The organism is Pasteurella oralis, from assembly GCF_042681465.1.
GTDB classification, from domain to species: Bacteria; Pseudomonadota; Gammaproteobacteria; order Enterobacterales; family Pasteurellaceae; genus Pasteurella; species Pasteurella oralis.
The window spans coordinates 16767-37186 of sequence record NZ_JBHUFP010000009.1; the positions used below are offsets into that span (position 1 = coordinate 16767).

The 20420-nt window shown below is 36.8% G+C and carries 20 protein-coding genes; 12 read left to right on the forward strand and 8 right to left on the reverse strand.

Features of this window, described 5'->3' with window-relative positions; genetic code table 11:
• The first annotated feature begins 157 nt into the window (after positions 1-157).
• The 4 genes from metG to ACFSAV_RS06730 all read left to right on the forward strand — a co-directional run bounded on the left by metG (position 158) and on the right by ACFSAV_RS06730 (position 7254).
• Positions 158-2200 (forward strand): methionine--tRNA ligase, encoded by a 2043-nt coding sequence (metG, locus tag ACFSAV_RS06715; protein ID WP_101776350.1) that lies wholly within the window; start codon positions 158-160, stop codon positions 2198-2200.
• 132 nt (positions 2201-2332) lie between these two features.
• Positions 2333-4486 (forward strand): bifunctional 23S rRNA (guanine(2069)-N(7))-methyltransferase RlmK/23S rRNA (guanine(2445)-N(2))-methyltransferase RlmL, encoded by a 2154-nt coding sequence (gene rlmKL, locus ACFSAV_RS06720; protein WP_379097700.1) that lies wholly within the window; start codon positions 2333-2335, stop codon positions 4484-4486.
• A gap of 168 nt (positions 4487-4654) precedes the next feature.
• The gene (locus tag ACFSAV_RS06725; RefSeq protein ID WP_379097703.1) at positions 4655-6511 is read left to right on the forward strand and encodes an ATP-binding protein; all 1857 of its coding nucleotides are present in this window, start codon (positions 4655-4657) and stop codon (positions 6509-6511) included.
• Between the two features lie 152 nt (positions 6512-6663).
• Positions 6664-7254, forward strand: a complete 591-nt coding sequence (locus ACFSAV_RS06730) for a hypothetical protein (RefSeq protein WP_379097706.1) — start codon at positions 6664-6666, stop codon at positions 7252-7254.
• 69 nt (positions 7255-7323) lie between these two features.
• On the opposite strand, the gene suhB is transcribed toward ACFSAV_RS06730, so the two are convergent.
• Positions 7324-8127, reverse strand: a complete 804-nt coding sequence (suhB, locus tag ACFSAV_RS06735) for an inositol-1-monophosphatase (RefSeq protein WP_379097708.1) — start codon at positions 8125-8127, stop codon at positions 7324-7326.
• Positions 8128-8473: 346 nt separating this feature from the next.
• On the opposite strand from suhB, the gene trmJ reads away from it, so the two are divergent.
• The 8 genes from trmJ to fdx all read left to right on the forward strand — a co-directional run bounded on the left by trmJ (position 8474) and on the right by fdx (position 14975).
• Entirely contained in the window at positions 8474-9190 is a 717-nt protein-coding gene (trmJ, locus tag ACFSAV_RS06740) for a tRNA (cytosine(32)/uridine(32)-2'-O)-methyltransferase TrmJ (protein ID WP_379097711.1), read from the forward strand.
• 75 nt (positions 9191-9265) lie between these two features.
• A complete protein-coding gene (gene iscR, locus ACFSAV_RS06745; protein WP_379097714.1) occupies positions 9266-9730 on the forward strand; it encodes a Fe-S cluster assembly transcriptional regulator IscR in 465 nt (154 codons plus the stop codon).
• Between the two features lie 54 nt (positions 9731-9784).
• Positions 9785-10999 (forward strand): IscS subfamily cysteine desulfurase, encoded by a 1215-nt coding sequence (locus ACFSAV_RS06750; RefSeq protein WP_101776343.1) that lies wholly within the window; start codon positions 9785-9787, stop codon positions 10997-10999.
• A gap of 266 nt (positions 11000-11265) precedes the next feature.
• Entirely contained in the window at positions 11266-11652 is a 387-nt protein-coding gene (gene iscU, locus ACFSAV_RS06755) for a Fe-S cluster assembly scaffold IscU (protein ID WP_101776342.1), read from the forward strand.
• A gap of 67 nt (positions 11653-11719) precedes the next feature.
• Positions 11720-12043 (forward strand): iron-sulfur cluster assembly protein IscA, encoded by a 324-nt coding sequence (gene iscA / locus ACFSAV_RS06760; protein WP_379097717.1) that lies wholly within the window; start codon positions 11720-11722, stop codon positions 12041-12043.
• A 43-nt stretch (positions 12044-12086) separates the two neighbouring features.
• Positions 12087-12605, forward strand: a complete 519-nt coding sequence (gene hscB, locus ACFSAV_RS06765; protein ID WP_379097720.1) for a Fe-S protein assembly co-chaperone HscB — start codon at positions 12087-12089, stop codon at positions 12603-12605.
• Positions 12606-12758: 153 nt separating this feature from the next.
• Complete coding sequence (gene hscA, locus ACFSAV_RS06770; RefSeq protein WP_174674059.1) at positions 12759-14618, forward strand: Fe-S protein assembly chaperone HscA; 1860 nt, start codon at positions 12759-12761, stop codon at positions 14616-14618.
• A gap of 21 nt (positions 14619-14639) precedes the next feature.
• A complete protein-coding gene (gene fdx / locus ACFSAV_RS06775) occupies positions 14640-14975 on the forward strand; it encodes an ISC system 2Fe-2S type ferredoxin (protein ID WP_174674058.1) in 336 nt (111 codons plus the stop codon).
• A gap of 62 nt (positions 14976-15037) precedes the next feature.
• Here fdx and mtgA read toward each other — a convergent pair whose 3' ends face one another.
• The 7 genes from mtgA to ACFSAV_RS06810 all read right to left on the reverse strand — a co-directional run bounded on the left by mtgA (position 15038) and on the right by ACFSAV_RS06810 (position 20390).
• Positions 15038-15778: a monofunctional biosynthetic peptidoglycan transglycosylase gene (gene mtgA / locus ACFSAV_RS06780; RefSeq protein WP_101776339.1), complete on the reverse strand. Its 741-nt coding sequence runs from the start codon at positions 15776-15778 to the stop codon at positions 15038-15040.
• Positions 15756-16064 carry a trp operon repressor gene (trpR, locus tag ACFSAV_RS06785; RefSeq protein WP_101776338.1) on the reverse strand — a complete coding sequence of 103 codons (309 nt, stop codon included), beginning with the start codon at positions 16062-16064 and terminating at the stop codon, positions 15756-15758. The genes mtgA and trpR overlap by 23 nt, the downstream gene beginning before the upstream one ends.
• A gap of 28 nt (positions 16065-16092) precedes the next feature.
• A complete protein-coding gene (locus ACFSAV_RS06790) occupies positions 16093-18153 on the reverse strand; it encodes a transglycosylase SLT domain-containing protein (protein ID WP_379097725.1) in 2061 nt (686 codons plus the stop codon).
• A gap of 146 nt (positions 18154-18299) precedes the next feature.
• Positions 18300-18596 (reverse strand): YciI family protein, encoded by a 297-nt coding sequence (locus ACFSAV_RS06795; protein ID WP_379098044.1) that lies wholly within the window; start codon positions 18594-18596, stop codon positions 18300-18302.
• Positions 18597-18609: 13 nt separating this feature from the next.
• Entirely contained in the window at positions 18610-19065 is a 456-nt protein-coding gene (yciA, locus tag ACFSAV_RS06800) for an acyl-CoA thioester hydrolase YciA (RefSeq protein WP_101776336.1), read from the reverse strand.
• Positions 19066-19067: 2 nt separating this feature from the next.
• Complete coding sequence (locus ACFSAV_RS06805; protein WP_379097729.1) at positions 19068-19622, reverse strand: septation protein A; 555 nt, start codon at positions 19620-19622, stop codon at positions 19068-19070.
• 6 nt (positions 19623-19628) lie between these two features.
• On the reverse strand, positions 19629-20390 hold the full coding sequence (locus ACFSAV_RS06810) for a hypothetical protein (protein WP_379097731.1): 762 nt from the start codon (positions 20388-20390) through the stop codon (positions 19629-19631).
• Between the last annotated feature and the right edge of the window lie 30 nt (positions 20391-20420).

Consider the following 20420-nt stretch of genomic DNA (forward strand, 5'->3'; position numbering starts at 1 on the left):
GCTAGTTAAAGCCCTAGTTAATCACTCAACAATATTTAACCATGAACCTTGGCAACTGTTAAGCAGAAAAGTGGAAAAGTGCGGTTAAACTGGAAAAAATACCGCTGATAAGGTAACATAAACGCCAATTTTTTTGGTGAAAATATAGGAATAATCAATGGCGAATTCAGCACGCAATATTTTAGTTACCTGCGCCTTACCTTATGCAAATGGTGCAATTCATTTAGGACATTTACTTGAACATATTCAAGCAGATATCTGGGTTCGTTTCCAACGCATGCGTGGTCATGATGTGCATTTTATTTGCGCTGATGATGCACATGGTACGCCAATTATGCTGAATGCAGATAAATTAGGGATTACGCCCGAGGAATTGATCGCTCGCTCAAAAGCAGATCATGTTGCTGATTTTGAAGGATTTAATATTAGTTATGATAATTATCATTCTACTCACAGCCCTGAAAATGAGCAGTTAACTGCGCAGATGTATAAAAAATTGCGTGCTAATGGTTTTATTAAAAGCCGTATTATTTCACAATTATTTGACCCAGAAAAAGGCATGTTTTTGCCTGATCGTTTTGTCAAAGGTACTTGCCCGAAATGTAAGGCAGAGGATCAATATGGTGATAATTGTGAAGTATGTTCTTCGACTTATAGTCCAACAGAACTGATTAACCCTCGTTCAGTCGTATCTGGTGCCACACCTGTCTTAAAAGAGTCAGAGCATTTTTTCTTTGATTTACCTGCGTTTGAGAATATGTTGAAAGAATGGACTAAGTCAGGTTCATTACAGCCTGAAATTGCGAATAAAATGCAAGAATGGTTTGAATCGGGTTTACAACAATGGGATATTTCACGTGATGCGCCTTATTTTGGTTTCAAAATTCCAGATACAGAAGATAAATATTTTTATGTTTGGTTGGATGCACCAATTGGCTATATGGCATCGTTCAAGAATTTATGTGATAAGAATGGGTTAAATTTTGACGATTTTTGGAAAAAAGACAGCGCTGCCGAGCTTTATCATTTTATCGGCAAAGACATTGTGTATTTCCATAGTTTATTTTGGCCAGCCATGTTAGAAGGGTGTGATTTACGCAAACCAACAAATGTGTTTGCACATGGTTATGTGACAGTAAATGGGGTCAAAATGTCGAAATCACGTGGTACTTTTATTCAAGCCGCTACGTATTTACGTCATTTAGCACCAGAATATTTACGTTATTACTATGCGGCAAAATTAAATAATCGCATTGAAGATTTAGATCTCAATCTAGAAGATTTTGTTCAACGTTTAAATGCTGATGTGGTGAATAAATTTGTTAATCTGGCTTCTCGTAGCGCGAGTTTTATTACAAAACGTTTTGATGGCAAGCTTGCTGCGCAAGTTGATGATATTGAGCTGTTTAATGAATTTATAGGAAAAGCAACGCAAATTGCGGCTTATTATGAAGAACGCGAATTTGGCAAAGTGGTACGAGAAGTGATGCAATTAGCAGATAAAGCGAATAAATATATTGATGATAAAGCACCTTGGGTCATTGCGAAAGATGAAATTCGTCACGCGGAATTACAGGATGTATGTTCTATGGCATTGAACTTATTCCGTGTGTTATCTATTTATTTGAAGCCGATTATTCCACAGATTATCGAACGTGCAGAAGCATTTTTACAAGATGAATTAACGTGGGAAAAATTAGCTAACCCATTATTAAATCATCAAATTTTACCATTTAAAGCTTTAGCTCAACGGTTAGAGGCAAAACAAATTGAGGCAATTGTGAATGAAACCAAAGAACAGTTTGCACAAATGCAAGCTGCACAACAGAAAGTAGAAACACCGAGCACAAGTGATGTTGAGCCGATTGCTGAAACTATTAGTATCGATGATTTTGCGAAATTAGATTTACGTGTGGCGAAGGTGATCAAATGTGAAGCTGTACCTGAAGCGAATAAATTATTACGTTTTGAATTAGATCTTGGCGATCATACTCGCCAAGTGTTCTCTGGAATTAAAGCTGCTTATAGTAAACCGGAAGAATTAGAAGGGCGCTTTGTGATTGTGATTGCCAACCTCGCACCCCGTAAAATGAAATTTGGTTTGTCTGAGGGAATGATTTTAAGTGCGGGTACTGGTGGTGCGGATTTGTTCTTGTTAGATGTGGATCAAGGTGCAAAAGCGGGTATGCAAGTGAAATAAAGTATTTATACTATGTTTATAACATAAAGTGCGGTGCAAATTTTTAGAATTTTGACCGCACTTTGTGTTTACTACGTTTTTGCTGGTTAAACCTGCTATAATTCCTCCTCATTTTACCGATAGAGATCACCTATGAAACAACTTTTCGCCACCACTGCGCGTGGTTTTGAAGAATTATTAAAAGTCGAATTAACGGAGCTTGGCGCAACAAAATGCCAAGTTGCACAGGGCGGTGTACATTTTTATGCTGATGATGAAACCCAATATCGTGTATTACTTTGGACGCGTCTAGCTTCACGTATTTTATTACCGATTGTACAGGCTAAAATTTACAGTGATTTAGATTTATATTCGACGGTCACTAGTCAAAATTGGCTAGCGTATTTTGATGAGAAAGTGCGTTTTATGGTGGATTTTAATGGTACAAACCGTGAAATTCGCCATACTCAATTTGGGGCAATGCGCGTTAAAGATGGGATAGTCGATTATTTTGAACGTCATGGCAAAGCTCGTCCGAATGTAGATAAAGACTATCCTGATATTCGAGTGCATGCTTATTTAAATCGTGAAGAATTGGTGATCTCTTTGGATTTAAGTGGCGAAGCTTTACATATGCGTGGTTATCGTGAAGATACAGGTAAAGCACCTTTACGTGAAACCTTAGCCGCCGCTATTGTGTTACGTTCAGGCTGGCAAATTGGTACGCCATTAGTCGATCCTATGTGTGGTTCTGGCACATTACTCATTGAAGCCGCACAAATGCAAGCTAAGATTGCCCCACAATTGCATCGCCTACACTGGGGTTTTGATTTTTGGCAGGCGCATAATCAAGCGATTTGGGAGAAAGTAAAAAGTGAGGCAATCGCCTTAGCAGAGAAAGCATTTAACCAAGAACATAAAGCAAATTTTTATGGTGTAGATTTAGATCATCGAGTTTTACAAAAAGCAAAACGTAATGCACAAAATGCAGGTGTTGCACATTTAATTCAATGGCAGCAAGGTGATGTGGCAGTGTTAAAAAATCCATTTACAGAATTAAAAGGCACTGTAATTTGTAATCCACCCTATGGTGAGCGTTTAGGGACAACACCAGCATTGATTGCGTTGTATTCGGTATTTGGTCAGCGTTTGAAAGCGCAGTTTGCAGATTGGAATGTTTCCGTATTTAGTGCTGAGCCTGCGCTATTAGATTGTTTACGTTTACGTTCACACCGTCAATTTAAAGCTAAGAACGGTCCTTTGGATTGTGTGCAAAAAAATTATCATATTAGCCCTCGTTCACGCATAGTAGAGCACGAAGGGATGATTGAAAATGCTTTAGAAACTGACCGCACTCTAGCTGTGCAAGTCGCACAAGATTTTGCTAACCGATTACAGAAAAATTGTAAAAAAATAGAGAAGTGGGCAAAACAGCAAGGACTTAATGCTTATCGTTTATATGATGCAGATTTGCCAGAATATAATTTAGCAGTGGATCGCTACGATGATCATATTGTTGTACAAGAATATGCTGCACCAAAAAATATTGATGAAAATAAAGCTCGTCAACGCTTGTTAGATGCTGTCACTGCAACTTTGCAAGTAACAGGTGTTGAGACTAATAAGTTGATTTTAAAAGTACGTCAAAAACAGAAAGGTACTAATCAATATGAAAAATTAGCAAACAAAGGTGAGTATTTCTATGTGAATGAATATGGGGCGAAGTTGTGGGTGAATTTAACCGATTATTTGGATACGGGATTATTCCTTGATCATCGTTTGACTCGCAAAATGCTGGGTGAAATGGCAAAAGGGAAGGATTTCTTGAATCTATTTGCTTATACTGGTTCAGCTACTGTTCATGCTGCATTAGGTGGTGCAAAATCGACGACGACAGTTGATATGTCAAATACCTATTTAAATTGGGCAGAACAAAATCTATTGTTAAATGATTTAGAAGGTAAGCAGCATAAATTAATTCAAGCAGATTGTTTACAGTGGCTTGCAGGATGTGAACGTCAATTTGATCTTATTTTTGTTGATCCACCAACGTTTTCTAACTCAAAGCGTATGGAAGAGAGTTGGGATGTACAACGTGATCATATTAAATTGATGACCCATTTAAAACGTATTTTACGTGCAAATGGTACTATCGTTTTTTCTAATAATAAGCGAGGATTTAAAATGGACTTTACTGGTCTTGCTGAACTGGGTTTAAGTGCGGTTGAAATTTCAACAAAAACGTTACCATTGGATTTTGAACGCAATAAGCATATTCATAATTGTTGGCTGATCAATTTAGTTTAACGACATTTTTGATATTTTCGTTTGTATGCACCCTATTAGTTTGCCTAATAGGGTGTTGTTTTATATGGCACAAAATGTTGAATTTGAGAAATAGCTCACTTCTGCAATTATTGACTTGATGATACAATAGGCGCCGTTAATTTCATCAAGCTAAAGTAAACCAATAAAATGAAAAATATAAGATATTTTACTCAAAAATATGTCGATTGGGTGATTCGTTTAGGTCGCGTAAAATTTTCTATTCTTGGGCTTATTGTGTTGGCTATCTTGGCTTTATGTACTCAAGCGCTACTCAGTTTTTTCATTATTGGTGAAGTGTATTGGAGCGATTTAATTCGTTCTATCACTTTTGGCTTAATTTCTGCGCCATTTGTGATTTATTTTTTTACCGTTTTAGTGGAAAAATTGGAACATTCGCGGCAAGGATTATCGCAGTTAGTTAACAATTTACGCAATGAAGTTTCAGAAAGAGTCATTGCTGAGAAAAAATTGTCTATTGCACTAGATAATATTGAAAAAACAAGCCGTGATAAAACCCGTTTAATGGCGACCATTAGTCATGAATTACGTACCCCCCTAAATGGCATTATCGGTTTAAGTCGTATTTTGTTAGATGAGGAGTTAACTGAGCAACAACGTAATTATCTAAAAACGATTAATGTTAGTGCTATTTCTTTAGGGCATATTTTTAGCGACATTATTGATCTTGAAAAAATTGATGCACGTAGGATTGAGCTAAATTTAAAAGAAGTTGAATTGAATAGTTTTTTAAATGATATCAGTAATTTTGCCAGTTTGATGGCACAACAAAAAAAGCTCGATTTTCAATTAATTACGGATAATGATCTGCCTAGTTGGCTGATGGGAGACTATGCTCGTTTAAGCCAAATTCTGTGGAATTTGATTAGTAATGCGGTGAAATTTACTCCTACAGGTAATGTGAGTTTAAATGTTCGCCGTGTTTCAGCTTATCAAATTGCGTTTAGTGTGACAGATACAGGGATTGGTATTCCAGCGAATGAATTGCTACGCGTATTTGAAATGTATTATCAAGTACAATCTAATGAGCATAAGCCACTAGGTAGTGGGATTGGTTTGGCGCTTTCAAAAACGATTGCACAATTAATGGGAGGAGATTTATATGCCACCAGCGAAATTGGTAAAGGGTCCTGTTTTACTTTGATTTTGCCTATTAATGAGGTTGATAAACCGATAGCTGCAAAAAATCAGATCCCAACAACGTTAAAAATTTTATTAGTTGAAGATATTGAAGTGAATGTTGTTGTCGCTAGATCTATGTTAGAGAAATTAGGTTATGCTGTAGATGTAGCAATGACAGGGCAACAAGCGATAGAAAAATTTGAGCAAAATTATTATGATTTATTGCTTTTAGATATCCAACTGCCTGATATGTCTGGTTTTGATGTGGCACAACATCTTCGTCTGGGGTATGAAAATGGTGATTATGACTTCCTACCGCCATTAATTGCATTGACAGCAAATGTCATGCATAACAAAAAAGACTATCAACAAAACGGGATGGATGATGTATTACGTAAGCCGCTTTCGCTAGAAGAGCTAACAGCCTGTTTAATAGACTATTTTGGTAATGAAAGTACGATCAAGATAGATGTGCTAGTGAAAAATAAAGATGATTCTATTGCATCACATTTTGATGTGAAAATGTTAAATGAATTGATTGAGATGCTCGGTGTTAGTTTTGCACAAAAAAATTTAGTGCTATTTAAAGAAACGATGTCTAGTTATATTAATGAGTTATTACTCGCTTTTTCGGCTTATCAACAAGATGCAGCAAAGAAATCAGAGGTACTTTCTATTGCGCATAAAATAAAGGGTGCCGCAGCTTCGGTGGGATTGAAGCGCTTACAACAAATTGCAGCTCAAGCACAGGATCCTGATCATGAAAAATGGGAATGTAAGATTGAGGGCTGGACCCAGCAATTAGCACAACTTTGGTTATTAGATGTCGAAGAATTAGAACAGTATTTAGGCCGTTTAAAATAAATTTAACTACATCTTTTTTAAACTATTTGAGCGGTGGCATTTTTATTAACAATATCATTTAATTTAGTGTAAAACAGCATATTAACCATTTTAATTATGTGGAAATGAATGCTATTCTATTGCACAATTATCAATCATTTTAAGGACCTATTATGAAAGTGTTCGCTGTATTATCGGCATTTCTAATGCCTTTCGTTGTACCAAGTTCTCCTATTGACGGTTATAAAGAACTTAAGTTTGGCATGACAATTGAACAAGCAAGAGAGACCAAATTATGTGAAACGGAATGGCGTTTACCTGATACTGATGATTGGCGACGTGTTGTACGTGGGTACTGGATTTGTGATAAATTTCGTTTTGATGATGGCTATGCATTAGCTAGATTACGTTTCATCGGTGGGCAGCTAAAAGCAATTGAGTTGCGCATGCCAGAGTATCCAAAATATCCTGCAGAATTGTTATTACATGTATTACAAGAAAAGTATGGTAAGCCTATGCATGTCGAGCAACGTGATTTAATTGAAGAAGATGTGCTACAAGGCAAGATCAAACGACGTAAGAAAAATGAAACAGCTCTTTTGGATACTCATCAGTTTGCTAAAGGGACGGTTGCTTTGACTTTACTAACTTATAATGATATTCGTCAACCCGCAGAAATTATTTATTCTGCACCTGAGTTATTGCTTCTTGAACAGAAATTAGAAGAGCGACCACAGCGTCGTACCTTATTGAGAGATTTATGAAGTAAAATACCCCAAGTTGTTGGGGTATTTTTATCTCAATCCTATTGTGCTAAGTGCGGTCTATTTTAGTTATTTTTTGAATACATCACCTAAACAAGGCTGAATTTTATTAAGCATTTCTTTCATTACACGTGGCGGTGCTGCAACAATATGCCCCGCGGTTAAGTAATGATGACCAGCATGGAGGTCACAGACTAAACCACCTGCCTCACGTACGATTAAATCGCCAGCAGCAACATCCCAAGCTTTAATGTCCATTTCAAAGTAAGCATCAACACGACCTGCTGCAACGTAGCATAAATCTAATGCAGCGGAACCAGTACGACGAAAATCTGCTGCTTGTGTGATTAAGCTATTCATCACAGCAAATTGAATTGGCATTAAACGAGTTTGTTTAAATGGGAAACCTGTTGCAATGACAGTACCTGTTAGCTCACGTTTATTATCAACGCGTAAACGCGTATCATTGACTTTAGCGCCTTCACCACGAACTGCAGTGAATAATTCATTACGAATTGGATCATAAACTACGCCGACTTCAGTACGACCTTTCACTCGAATAGCGATAGAAACAGAGAAATGAGGTAAACCTTTTACAAAGTTTGTTGTGCCATCTAGTGGATCAATTACCCATTGTACATCGCTATCTTTTCCTTCTAATGCACCGCTTTCTTCAGTAATAATAGTATGTTCAGGATAAGATTTTTTAATTACTTCAATGATAGCTTGCTCAGATGCCTTATCGACATTTGTGACATAATCATTTGTATTTTTCAACGTCATTTGAATATCATCGCGGCGCTCATAACCTTTAGCAATTACATTGCCCGCTTTTCGTGCCGCACGAATAGCGATATTTAACATTGGATTCATTGTTTCCACCAGATTTTAAAGAACATAAAAAGGACTGGCATTATAGGTAATTTTAGTCAAGATAGCGAGAAAAATTTAAACCAGGATGGTTTTTTCGATTAGGATTGAGAAATTATTCATTAAATAATATTGATAAAATACTATTTTTATCATGTTGATTTTTACTCCTCAAAAGGTAAAAAAGGCGATAAATCATGAGTGATAATTTAAGATAAAATAGAAAAACAGTGGATATTATCATATCCGCTTTTTTATGCGTGTTCTAACAAAAAAGCACCAAATTCTTGACTAAAAATCATGGGTATTATGTTAGAATAGCCCCCTCTTTTAAATGGATGTGTAGTGTATGTTGGAAAATATTCGAATTGTTTTAGTGGAAACCTCACACAGTGGCAATATTGGTTCTACTGCGAGAGCGATGAAAACGATGGGATTACAGCGTTTGTATCTTGTGTCACCAAAACAACCAGTTGATGAACAAGCTATCGCACTTGCTGCTGGGGCAGAAGATGTGGTTAAAAATGCAATTACTGTTGTTGATTTTGATGAGGCTATTGCGGATTGTTCTTTAGTGATCGGAACCAGTGCGAGATTACGCCATTTACAAAATACCCTGATTGAACCTCGAGAATGCGCGGCAAAAGCAATTGCACATAGTGCAAATGGACAGATAGCTATTGTTTTTGGGCGTGAGCGGATAGGTTTAACTAACGAGGAGTTATTAAAATGTCGTTATCATCTTACCATTCCTGCCAATCCAGAATATTCCTCGTTGAATTTAGCGATGGCAGTACAGCTTATATGTTATGAATTCCGTATGGCATATTTAGCTGAGCAAGAAAAGCCAGCGCCATTTTCAACAATAGAAAATATCTATCCAAATAGTGCGGAAATTGAACATTTTTTTACTCATACAGAACAGCTTTATACAGAACTAGGTTTTATTCAAAATCAAGGAGTTATGCCTAAATTAAGGCGGTTATATCAGCGAGCAGGTTTAGAAAAAAATGAACTGAATATTTTGCAAGGTATGTTAACTGCGGTCAAAAAACGACTCAAATAGTGTTTTTGAATAGTTGACTAATTTAGTATGATATGTAAATATTCCAAAATTGTTGATTAATTAAAGGAAAAAAAGATGAAATTAACCTCTAAAGGACGCTATGCAGTAACTGCGATTCTTGATATTGCATTACATTCAAACAGAGGCCCTGTGAGTTTATCTGATATTTCTGAAAGACAGCATATTTCGCTTTCTTATTTAGAACAGTTATTTGCGAAATTGCGTCGACGTGGATTAGTAAAAAGTGTCCGTGGACCGGGTGGGGGATATCAATTGGGATTATCGACTGATCAAATTTCAGTAGGTATGGTAATTAATGCAGTAAATGAGAATATTGATGTAACACGTTGTTTAGGACGTGGTGATTGCCAAGAAGGTGCAGAATGTTTGACCCATTCTTTATGGAAAGAATTAAGCCAACGTATTGAAGACTTTTTAAATGAAATTACGTTAGCTGAATTGGTTGAACAAAATCGTCAGAAATGCGCGCCAATTGAGTTTCACGGTGACTTTGATAATTTGATCATATTAGATAATTAAACCGATTGATGAAAAGTGCGGTTAAAAAATGAATTTTTTAGGAGTGAGAAACAAATGAAATTACCTATTTATCTTGATTATGCAGCGACTTGTCCAGTGGATGAACGTGTTGCCCAAAAAATGATGGAATACTTAACCGTTGAGGGAAACTTTGGTAACCCTGCATCACGTTCACATAAATTTGGCTGGCAGGCAGAAGAAGCTGTAGATATCGCGCGCAATCATATTGCTGATTTAATCGGTGCAGATTCACGTGAAATTGTTTTTACTTCAGGCGCAACGGAATCTGATAATTTAGCGATTAAGGGTGCTGCTCATTTTTACCAAACTAAAGGCAAACACATTATTACCTGTAAGACAGAACATAAAGCCGTATTAGATACTTGTCGCCAACTTGAACGTGAAGGATTTGAAGTGACTTATTTAAATCCAAAATCTGATGGTTTGATTGATCTAGCAGAATTAAAAAATACTATGCGTGATGATACGATCTTAGTTTCGATTATGCATGTGAATAATGAAATCGGCGTGATTCAAGATATCGCAGCAATAGGTGAACTTTGTCGTGCACGTAAAATTTTATTCCATGTTGATGCGACGCAAAGCGTCGGCAAGTTACCCATTAATTTAGCTGAGTTAAAAGTGGACTTGATGTCAATGTCAAGCCATAAGTTATATGGACCAAAAGGGATTGGCGCGTTGTATGTGAGCCGTAAACCTCGTGTGCGTCTAGAAGCTATTATTCACGGTGGTGGTCATGAACGTGGTATGCGTTCAGGTACATTGCCTGTACATCAAATTGTCGGCATGGGTGAAGCTTATCGTATTTGTAAAGAAGAAATGGCAACTGAAATGCCGCGTTTAAAAGCATTACGTGATCGTCTCTATAATGGTTTAAAAGATATCGAAGAAACTTATGTGAATGGTTCAATGACACATCGTTTAGACAGTAATTTAAATATTAGTTTTAACTATGTAGAAGGTGAATCACTAATGATGGCATTACGTGATATTGCTGTTTCCTCAGGGTCTGCCTGTACTTCAGCAAGTTTAGAGCCTTCTTATGTTTTACGTGCTTTAGGTTTGAACGATGAATTAGCACATAGTTCCATTCGTTTTACATTAGGGCGTTATACAACAGAAGAAGAAATTGATTACACTATTGACTTAGTCAAAAATGCAGTACAAAAATTGCGTGAATTATCTCCACTTTGGGATATGTATAAAGAAGGGATTGATTTAAGTACGATTGAGTGGACTCACCACTAAATTTGTGAATATTTCACCATATTGGCGGCGTTATGCTGTTTTACTGTGCACTTTGTACTGTCTTTAACAGCATGCCTTGTGACTGTTGAAAAGATATCACAAATTAAAAATGATAGATAAAACTTCACATAGGCGTTTATAAACAAAATTATGAATATAAAGAATGAAAAGTGCGGTTGTTTTTTTACTCATTTTGGTGAAATACATACCGTAGGATGCTAATTTAGGTTCTTGAAATTCTTTAAAAAACTTAAAGGAATACAAACATGGCATACAGTGAAAAAGTGATTGATCATTATGAGAATCCGCGTAATGTGGGTTCTTTAGATAAAAAAGATACTAATGTAGGTACAGGTATGGTAGGTGCGCCTGCTTGTGGTGATGTGATGCAGCTTCAAATTAAAGTCAATGATGAAGGCATTATTGAAGATGCAAAATTTAAGACTTATGGTTGTGGTTCTGCTATTGCGTCAAGCTCATTAATTACAGAATGGGTAAAAGGTAAATCCTTAGATGAAGCACAGGCGATTAAGAACAGCCAGATCGCTGAAGAATTAGAATTACCGCCAGTAAAAGTACATTGTTCAATTCTGGCAGAAGATGCAATTAAAGCAGCAATTGCTGATTACAAAGCGAAAAAAGAAGCCAAATAATGGAAAATTAAGTGGGGCAAATATTTGCCCCCTTAGTATTAAAAAAGAATATGGAGTAAATAATTTAATGAGTATTTCTCTCACTGAAACTGCGGCGGATCGTGTCAGAACATTTCTGACAAATCGTGGTAAAGGAATAGGCTTGCGTTTAGGAATTAAGACCTCAGGCTGTTCTGGTTTGGCTTATGTATTAGAATTTGTCGATGAATTACATGAAGATGATCACGTATTTGAGCAGTATGGTGTAAAGATTATTGTTGATACTAAAAGTTTAGTCTATCTCGATGGTACAGAGTTAGATTTCGTCAAAGAAGGATTAAATGAAGGTTTCAAATTTAATAATCCTAATGTTAAAGAACAATGTGGTTGTGGTGAAAGTTTTCATGTTTAAATATTGATCGCATTTTTTATTTTATTCTTAACTTGAGTTAAAGATGAACCCATTTAAAATTTTTAATTTACCCGTTGATTTTCATATTGATCAAGCCACATTATCAAGCCGCTACCTTGCTTTGCAAAAATCGTTGCATCCCGATAATTACACTACGCATTCAGCGCAGGAACAACGTCTTGCAATACAAAAATCAGCAGAAGTCAATGATGCATTGCAGATTTTAAAAGATCCAATTCTACGTGCAGACAGTATTATTGCTATTCATACTGGTGAACAACAAAATCTTGAAGAAAAGAGTAACCATGATATGGCGTTTCTAATGCAACAAATGCAGTGGCGTGAGTGTTTGGAAGAGATTGAGAATCAACGCAGTTGCGATAAACTTTTGGCTTTTTCGGCAGAAATTGAACAAACACGAAAAGTTATTTTAGCTGAATTATCTAGCGCACTTACGGAATGTCAATGGTCGCAAGCAAAAGCAATTAACGATAAATTGCGTTTTATTAAAAAACTTTTAGTTGAAGTTGAGCGAGTAGAAGAGTCACTATTAGAAATTTAAGTTTAGCGCCATTTTTTCTAACTGCACTTAAGCGCTTAAGAATAAAGAAAATTGATTCATTCAGATGTAACCTGCTTAGTGGCATAGATAATTAAATAAAAAGAGCAAAACAAGCTATAATAAAAATAATATCATTTGAACAAGAGATAAATAATGGCATTACTCCAAATTGCAGAACCGGGTCAAAGTGCAGCACCGCATCAGCATAAATTAGCAGTGGGTATTGATCTGGGGACAACAAATTCTTTGATTGCGACAGTACGTAGCGGTACAGCTGATATTTTATTAGATGAAAAAGATCGTGCATTAGTGCCATCAGTCGTGCATTTTCAACGAGATAACGTGCTTGTTGGCTATGAGGCGAGTGAACTCGCAAGTAAGGCGCCAAATAATACAATTATTTCGGTTAAACGTTTAATTGGCCGTAGTTTGGCTGATGTAAAGCAGCGTTATCCGAATTTACCTTATCAATTTGAAGCAAGTGAGAACGGCTTACCCTTGATTAAAACAGTGAAAGGATTAGTCAGTCCGGTCGAAGTGTCTGCTGAAATTTTAAAAAAACTGACCGCACTTGCTGAGCAACGCTTAGCTGGCAAGCTTTCTGGTGCGGTGATTACCGTGCCTGCTTATTTTGATGATGCACAGCGCCAAAGCACTAAAGATGCAGCAAAACTTGCTGGTATTAATGTATTACGTTTATTAAATGAACCTACAGCTGCGGCGATTGCTTATGGATTGGATAGTGGGCAAGAAGGTGTGATTGCTGTTTATGATCTAGGTGGTGGCACTTTTGATATTTCAATTTTGCGCTTATCTAAAGGCGTATTTGAGGTGCTTGCAACTGGTGGTGATACGTCGCTTGGTGGTGATGATTTTGATCATCAATTAATGGATTGGATCGTACAACAATCGGGAACTCAACCACAAACAGCACAGCAACAACGCCTGTTAGTGGAGTTAGCGACTCAGATCAAAATTACTTTGACGACTAATACTAATGCGGAAATTGTCTATCAAGATTGGAAAGGGAATATTAGCCGTGAGCAGTTTAATCAGTTAATTGAAACATTAGTTAAACGCTCTTTATTAGCCTGTCGTCGCGCATTAAAAGATGCAAATGTCAGTATTGATGATGTGTGTGAAGTCGTTATGGTTGGTGGATCAACACGTGTGCCTTTTGTGCGTGAGCAAGTGGCAAACTTTTTCCAAAAACAGCCATTAACTTCAATTGATCCCGATAAAGTTGTGGCTTTAGGTGCGGGGATTCAAGCTGATATTTTAGTGGGTAATAAACCCGATACGGATATGTTATTGTTAGATGTCATTCCGCTTTCATTAGGAATTGAGACTATGGGGGGATTAGTGGAAAAAATTATTCCACGTAATACCACAATTCCAGTAGCACGAGCACAAGAGTTTACCACTTTTAAAGATGGTCAAACAGCTATGTCAGTACATGTTGTACAGGGTGAACGTGAAATGGTTGGTGACTGTCGCTCGCTTGCACGTTTTACTTTACGCGGTATTCCTGCAATGGCAGCTGGTGCTGCGCACGTTCGTGTAACATATCAAGTCGATGCGGACGGTTTATTGAGTGTGACCGCGATGGAAAAATCTACTGGTGTGCAATCGTCAATTCAAGTCAAACCTTCTTATGGACTGACAGATGATGAGATTGCTAATATGCTGAAAGCTTCTATGCTGAATGCAAAAGAAGATATTCAAGTGCGTTTATTAGCAGAGCAACGTGTTGAAGCTGAACGTGTATTAGAAAGTGTACGTTCCGCATTAAGTTATGACCAAGATTTATTGAATGATGAAGAATTAAGCACGGTTAAAAATGCGATAGTTTCTTTAGAAAGATTGCAAAAAGAAGGGGATACGCAAGCAATTAAGCAAGGGATTAAAGCACTTGATTTGGCTACCCAAGAGTTTGCTTCACGTAGAATGGATAAATCAATTCGTTCAGCATTAGCTGGTAAAGCAGTTGATGATGTCGTTAGTCAGAAATAGTATGAAGAAATAGGATAGAAAATGCCAAAAGTCGTTTTTTTACCCCATGATGATCTGTGTCCAGAAGGTCTGGCTTTAGATGTTACAGAAGGGGAGAACTTATTAGATGTTGCGCTGGATGCTGGAATTGATATTGAGCATGCCTGCGATAAATCTTGTGCTTGTACAACTTGTCATGTCATTATTCGGGAAGGTTTTGATAGCCTAAATGAAAGTAGTGAAGATGAAGATGATATGTTAGATAAGGCTTGGGGTCTTGAAGTTGATAGCCGTTTGAGCTGCCAATGTTTGGTAGGCAAAGAAGATCTCGTGGTAGAGATCCCAAAATATACTATTAATCATGCTCGTGAAGAGTAAACAAAAGGCTCAACCGATGTTGAGCCTTTTGCCTTCTAAACTTTATCAAAACAGACCGCACTTTAATCTAACTTATCTAAATAGCGTTTTCCTAATAAATTCATTTGTCGCAAAATTCGCATTTGTTTGCGTTTAACATAAGCACTGGGCTTATCTACTTTAAAGATGATTGGATTTGGGAGAACGGCAGCGAGTAAAGCCGCTTCTGTTTGAGTAAGATATTTAGCTGGTTTAGCAAAGTAATGCTGGCTTGCGGCTTCTACGCCAAAAATACCTTGTCCAAATTCCGCGATATTTAAATAAACTTCAAGTATTCGCTTTTTTGACCAAAGCGTTTCTAATACAAATGTAGTGGGCACTTCGATACCTTTGCGCAGCCAGCTTTGTCCGTGCCATAAATATAAATTTTTAGCAGTTTGTTGGCTAATTGTTGAACCTCCGCGAACAGTTTTACCCGATTTATTATGTTGTAGTGCAGTTTGAATAGCATGCCAATCAAAACCATTATGGGCAGGAAAAAGCTGATCCTCACTCGCAATGACAGCAAGCTGCATTTGCCATGCAATATTATCTAAACTAATCCATTGATAGTTCAGTTGATAATCAAAGTTACCTTGTAGTAGATGTCCTAGTTTCTTTTGCACCATATAAGCTGAAAAGGGAACAGGAACGACTCGAAATAGTAACGTACATGTTACTAATCCAAACAGAAAAAACGCAAAAATGCGGTAGATAAAAGGTTTAATTTGCTGCCAACAACTTAAGAAAGGAAATGTGCGTTTAATCTTTTTCTGCTTGCTCATCTAACTGTGTTTTAACCCAAGCCATAAATTCTGGTGGCATTGTTTTAATCATATTTGAACCACGAGTGATAGTAGCTGCACTGGTATTGAGATTTTGTTGGATTTCACGTTGTGGTATGTTTTTATCTAATAATTGTGCAATAATCTGTAAGCGTAAGCCTACGGAATCTCGCTCATCAGGGGTGAGTAATAAGGTTAGAATTTCTTGCTCTTTACCCTGTTCGAATGCGGTGCGTAACATTTCAACAAAAGCATGCCATTGTTCAAGGTTGCGACTGAGATACATAATTTATCCTCCTGTTTAGACTGTTACACTAGTATAATCGATTATATTCTTCTGTGCTAAATTTTTGCTGTGAACGTTGTTGTAAAATTTGATAATAGAAGTCGTAAGTTAATACATTTTGTACATAACCACGTGTTTCATAAAAAGGAATACTCGCAATAAATTCTGCCATAGTGAGTTTACCATCCGCTTTGGCTAGCCAGCGTTCTACTCGGCTTGCACCTGCATTATAGGCCGCCGCAATGAGAATTCGATTGTTTCCATATTTTTCATACAATTCTTGTAAATGTGCGGTGCCAAGCATGATGTTATCAAAAGGATCGAATAATTGACTTTCATGAGTATAAGGCAGCCCTGCTTTTTGTGCTGTTTGTTTGGCTGTTGTTGGTAACAATTGCATTAATCCACGTGCATTAGCATGAGAGGAAACATTATGTTTCCATGCACTTTCTTGTCGCACGATTGCCATAGCAAAAGTGCGGTCGATATTTTTATTTTTTAAGTGTAAATCAAACCAATCAAGATAGGCATTTGGCAATCGAAGCGCGATATGTCCCCAAGCTTTTGCTTGAATTGTGGCTTCAACGGCAAGGTCAAACCATTCTTGCATGTTGGCATAATGGGCGAGAGCGAGTTTTTGCTCAAAAGCAGCATTATCGAGTAATGTTTTCCACTCTAAATTCATATTTGCTAAATCATTAAGCCAACGTAATTCAGTAATACGAGCCAATTCCTCGGGAAAAGCATCTTGTATCTTTTGCTTGGCATTTGGCATAAATGTACGCATTTCAGGCTGATATTCCAGTCCAAGTTCAGCACTAGCTAACATAGGATAAAAACCTCGCTGTTTGGCAAGAGATGTGAATATTTTTTCAGCTTGAGCTTGCGTATTCTTATCTTGAGTTAAGATTTTTGCTTTCCAATAACGCCATTCTTCCTTATTTTTCGCACTTTCAGATAACAAGGCTAACCATGGATGGAGATCTGTTTTTTCACGAATAGCAGTACGAATTCGACGTTCAGTTAATGCATCATCTTTTAATGTGATAATGGTTTGATCGCGCCAATCTTGGATTGAGGAATTCTCACTGTCAAATAAATGACTAATTAAGTTCTTTTTCCACTGATTTTTTTGTGACTGACTAAGAGCCAGTGCGCTTGCCCAAGCTTCATAAGGGGCAAATGGATCTTGATTGTTTTGTATTGCACCTTCTTTAAGTGTTTTGACAAAGCTTGGGAAATGGCTTAATACAATACGTTTAGCAAACGTATCCTGTGCGGAAATGTTGGGTGGGTAAAATACAGTATTCGGATTTTGTAACTGTTGTGGTGCTTGTGCTAGCTGTGTAAGTGCAATTAACCATTGTTTTAATTCTGTTTCTTTGGCTTGTTGCTGTAAATAGGTCAACAACCCTTGATTTTTTTGTTCAAAAGCGAAAACTGCGCGCTCTTTAAGGGATTCATTACTGAGATAACCTTTTTCAATCCATATTGCTAGTACAGGATCACATTGTTTAGGTAAGCTAGCGCCGGTTAGCCATAATTGAGCCACTTTTTTTTGCCATTTTTCTGTTGAAAGTGCGGTCGATTTTGGCAAAGTTTCGTATTCTGCTTGCAGAATGATACAACGGGAAACAACATCTTGAGGTAGATTTGATACATTCTCAATAATGTTCTGCCAATCCGACTTGGCTTGAGCTTGTTGTAGCCATTGTTTTTTTAATTCGATGGCAAAAGGAAGTGCCGAATAGCGTTGTTGGTAAGCGTTGATTTGTTCTAAGGTTAATTTATCTTGTGTGGCTTTTAAATATTGATATTGTGCATAAGGATAAAGTGGATAGTCCTCAATTTGAACTAATAGCGCATTAACAAGTGTTAATGTTGCTTCACTTTGTGAGCGACTGAGCAATTGTTGGATTTTTTGATAGATTTGGCGTGCTTTTTGTTGTTGTGAAACTACTTTGGAATGTTGCTCCAATATCGTATTTTCTATTACTTGTTCTGAATTTTGGGAAGGCTGATTTTTAGCCAATATCGAAATTGAAAGCAACGTAAATAAGCAACCAAATGTCAAAGCAGGGAATTTCATGAAGTTCTCTAAAATTGTTAAAGTTTAATTATTATACAGTTTAGACCGCAGTTTTAACTAAAAGTGCATTTGATGCTTTTTGCCCTATTTACGCAAAAATGGGCGAAAGTTCAATTTCACCCAAACATGTGATGAAAAGAAAGAGGTTAGAAGACACGTTTGAACGGTTTAACCATTACGTCAGCATAAACGCCAGCTTCAATATAAGGATCTTGGCTTGCCCATCGTTTGGCATCTTCTAGATTTGCAAATTTCGCAATTACAGTTGAGCCAGTAAAACCAGCTTCACCAGGGTTTTCATCATCAATAGCAGGATTTGGACCTGCGACCAATAATCGATCTTCTGCTTGAAGTTGTGTTAAACGTGCAAGGTGCTTATCACGTACAGCTAAACGTTGTGCTAATGTATTGGGTTTATCTTGTGCAAAAATAACGTAGTACATCATAGTTTTTTCCTCATGAGTTAACTTGGGATAATGCTTTTTCTAATTCAGGGTTATTTTCTCTTGGTACTGAGCGAGGTCGCCCGTCTTTATCGACTGCAACAAAAGTAAAAACAGCTTCTGTGACACAATAACGCTCACCTATTGGCTCGCTTGAAACTTTTTTGACCCAAACTTCCATTTTTATTTTTATTGATGAACGTCCAATATGGAGACATTTACCATAACAACAAACAACATCACCAACTGAGATAGGTCGTATAAATGTCATACTGTCTACGGCAATAGTGACAACTCGCCCATGTGCAATTTCTTTGGCTAAAATTGCACCACCCATATCCATTTGTGACATGATCCAGCCACCAAAAATATCGCCATTAGCATTCGTATCAGAAGGCATTGCAAGCGTACGCAATAAAAGAGTGCCTCTTACATCACAGCTTTTTGATGTATCAATCATCGTTGTCATAATCATTCCTTATTATTGCTATTGATTTGTGGAAGATAGCGATAAATATAAATACCCGTAATTAGCGTGGCAATTAACGTCATACCAATAATGCCAAAGGTTTTAAAATCAACCCAAATATCATCGGAGAGGTATTGGCTAATATAAATGTTAATTAGCATACATAGAATAAAAAAAACAGCCCAGCCAAGATTGAGTTTATGCCAAACCTGTTCAGGCAACTCAAGGCTTTGATCTTTACTTAACATTAGTTTAATCAAGTTTTTGTTAAAACCATATTGACTAACGAGCAGGGCTAACGCAAAGATGGCATAAACGATAGTGACTTTCCATTTTAAGTATTCGAGTTGGTTAAAGTAAGCAGTTAATGCGCCAAAGAAAACGACTGCAATTCCCATGATCAGTTGCTGTTTTTCAATTCTGCCGTACTTAATTTTTAGGATAAGTAACTGGATGACAGTGGCAATCATTAAAGTTAAAGCGGCTTCGCGAATACCGACTAATTTGTAAACAGCGAAAAATAAAATAAGTGGGATAAATTCGAGTAATTGTTTCATAGTAAATTACGCCTTTTGCATAAAAATAGTGTAAAAACGGTAAGTAAAGACTAATGAGAATAGGGTTAAAAATGCTCTTATACCATCAATAATCGTTTCAAAAATTAAATTGATATTGAAGATAGAAATATGTCGCATCAATAATGGCAATAGAAAATGAATAATTAAACAGTATAAAAATAAAGGCGTAACACGTTTGACTCCTGCTTGCCATGTAGTCTGAAAAGCTTGGCTAATCGTGATGTGATTAGTTATATAATGTACAGAAGTGAGACAAAAACGGATAAATAAATAAAGACCTAATCCCATTGACAGCGAAGAAAAAATCGATGGCTGTGTTTTATTCACGACTAAAGCGAGGAAAATTTCAGAAACCCCAATAATTATTGGCGCTAATAAAATAATATTGATTAGAAGCACTCCAATGAATCGCTTCAATACAATAGTAATACTGGTACTAAGTGAAAATGAGTGATTTTGGCTCACTTGATGAATGGAAAGTAAGCACCACGTGGCGATAAATAAGTAAATTAATTGGTGGACTAATAAAAGTATTGCAATATTTGGGGTTGCAGAATCCATTCCAAATATTTGCGTTAATTCTTCATTATTATTTGTAACAGCTTCTATTGGGGTCATTAGACCTAACAATACATTGATGAATAAATCGCTTATAAAAAAAGCAAGTACAAATGTTAAGACAAGTTGACGCTGGTTTTGAATAAAATTCCAACTATCTTGCAAAATTTTCGTAAAATTTATAGGCATTGATTAAGACTCAGATTTGGACTCAAAAAA